The sequence below is a fragment of the Candidatus Frankia nodulisporulans genome (genome assembly GCF_902806475.1).
Lineage (GTDB): Bacteria > Actinomycetota > Actinomycetes > Frankiales > Frankiaceae > Frankia > Frankia umida.
Genome location: NZ_CADCWS010000395.1, coordinates 1 through 2,588, shown reverse-complemented (window position 1 = coordinate 2,588; position 2,588 = coordinate 1). Strand labels below are relative to the sequence as shown.

Below are 2,588 nucleotides of genomic sequence, written 5' to 3'. Positions count from 1 at the left end.
GGTCGAGCACCACCTGCGTTCCCGCTCCCGTCTCGCGCCGCGCCACCCGCAGCCCTTCGAGCTGGGCGGCTCGCGTCAGCCCCCGCGGATTTCCGGCCGGGACGATCAGCCCCTGCTCACGCCGCCACAGATGCAGCAGATACGGCTCGTCCTGATGCAGCACCGCCCGCACGAACGACTCGTTGTACACGCCGTCGCGATGCCGCAGGTGAATCACCGCGCCGTCGGCCTCACCCCGCTCCACGGCCCGCAGCCCGGCGAAACTGCCGCGGGCTCCCACCGTCTCCACCAGCGCGCCGAGATGCTCCAGCAGAATGCCCAGGGCCGGATCGTCACTGCCCGCCAGCCGAAACACCCGTTCCGGTTCGAGGAGCCGCGTCGCGGCGATCATGCCCTGTTCGGAGATCCGGGCCCGGCGCCGGTCCGACACGGTGATGACCCCGCCATCGGCCAGGAAACGGTATGCCCGCACGACCGTCGACGACGTGGTGCCCACCGCCCGTGCGTGCTCGCGCACCCCGGGCAGTTCCGTGCCCGCCGCCAGGTCACCCGCGCGCACCCGACGCGCCAGATCATCGGCGATCTGTCGATAACGGCTCACGGCCGAGCACTGTACGACCCGGCCTCGGCGAGGCTGGTCAGACGAGTCGCAGCTGCTGGCCGACGGACTCGCGACGGTTACGGCGGCGTGGGGCGTCCGTCTGCGGTTTCGGCTCCGTGGACAGCAGGCTCGCGTCGATGTCGGCGAGGAACGGGGACGGGCGGATCTCGGCGTCGGCGCCACGGCCGGGGCGCCGCGCCGCGCTGGAGAGGATCAGGCGGTCCCGGGCCCGGGTGATACCGACGAAGAACAGCCGCCGTTCCTCCGCCTCGGCCGCCCGCGCAGCCTCGGCCGCCACTGCCACATCCGGATTCGCAGCCACATCCGGATTCGCAGCCGCGCCGGCCTTGGGCCGGGCCGCGCCGAAACGCAGGGGGAGCAGGCCGTCCTCGCAGCCGATCAGGAAGACCAGGCCGAACTCGAGGCCCTTGCTGGCATGCAGGGTGAGCAGTGAGACGCGGTCGGCGCGGGGGTCGTAGCCGTCCACCTCGCTGGCCATCGTGACGGCGGTGAGGAAGGTGTCCAGATCGGTGCCGGCGCTGGCCGCGGCCGGCATCAGCAGCTCGACCGCGAGGCGCAGCTCCGCCTCGGAGGGCACCCGGCCAGCCGGCATCAGGCCACCGCCCGGGAAAACGCCGGGCTCGGTGAGCAGGCTGGACACGCCGAGTTCGGTGCCGAACGCGTCCGCGAGCGCGCCGGCCCGGCCAGCCGCGTCCCGGACCAGCGACGACACGGGCCGGGGGCCGACCGGACCGGCCGTGGGGGCACGCAGCAGGGCGAGCAGGAAGGCGACGGCGGGGGCGTCGGCCAGGGGCAGGTGGGAGCGGCGCTGGAACGGGAAACCGCGTGTGGCCAGGGCCTCCATGATGGGTTCGGCCTGGCGGGTGGTGCGGTAGAGCACGGCGATGTCGGCGAAGGACAGGCCGGCGTCGACCGAGCCGTCCACGCCGACATCCAGGGCGTGGAACGAGGTGCCACCGAGGGCCGCGTCGATGCTGTCGACGACGGCGATCGCCTCCTCGGTCTCGCCGCGGTGGCGGCGTAGCAGCACCGGGCCGTCCCCGGCGTGGCCGCGCACGGCGGTGAGGGTGCGGCCGGGGACGAGGCTCGCGGGGGCGATCGCGTCGAGGGCGGCGCGCACGATCGTCGGGGTGGAGCGGTAGCCGCGGGTGAGGGCGGCGGTGCGGGCGCCCGGGTAGTCCTGCTCGAAACGCAGGAAGAAACCGACGTCGGCGCCGCGAAAACTGTAGATGGCCTGGTCGGGGTCGCCGATGACGGCGAGGTTCGCCGTCATCGGGCACAGCAGCGACAGCAGCCGGTACTGGAGCTCGTCGGTGTCCTGGTACTCGTCGACCCAGACGTGACGAAACCGTGCCCGGTAACGCTCGACGAGGTCGGGTGCGTCCCGCAGCAGTGTCAGCGGCAGCACGATCAGATCGTCGAGATCGACCATGTCCCGGTCGCGTAGCGCCGCGTCGTAGCGGGCCAGGACACCGAGTAGCTCGTGGTCGCGGCGCGCCGCGCCGAGGGCCCGCTGCCGTTTGAGGTCGGCGATCCCGGCGGCGATCCGCCGCTGCTGGCGGGCGTCGCCCTCGCCGTGCAGGGCGGCGTCGAGCAGTTCGGCGCGCACCGCGTCGTCGGCGACCTGGACGTGCGCGCCGCGGGCCAGCCGCGTGTGCTGCTCCCGGACGATCGTGAGGCCAAGCCCGTGGAACGTCGTCGCGAGGATGCCTACGGCCCGCTCACCGAGCAGCGCCTCAAGCCGTTCGGCGAGTTCGCCGGCGGCCCGGCGGGTGAACGTCACGGCCAGGCACTGGTCGGCCGGCACGCCGAGCTCGGCGACCCGGTGGGCGATCGCGTGCACCAGCGTGCGCGTCTTGCCGGTACCGGGTCCGGCCAGGACCAGCAGCGGCCCGTCCGCGTGCGCCGCCGCCTGCCGCTGATCCGGGTCGAGCCCATCCAGGACGGACGGGGCGGCAGCGACGGC

At 73.7% G+C, this 2,588-nt stretch carries 2 protein-coding genes; both read right to left on the bottom strand.

Annotated elements, in window-relative coordinates:
* On the bottom strand, positions 1-601 hold a 601-nt coding region (locus G6R24_RS20145), incomplete at its 3' end, for a helix-turn-helix transcriptional regulator (RefSeq protein WP_163550715.1).
* A 37-nt stretch (positions 602-638) separates the two neighbouring features.
* Positions 639-2,588, bottom strand: a 1,950-nt coding sequence (locus G6R24_RS20140; RefSeq protein ID WP_163550714.1) for an ATP-dependent helicase, incomplete at its 5' end; no start/stop codon positions are given.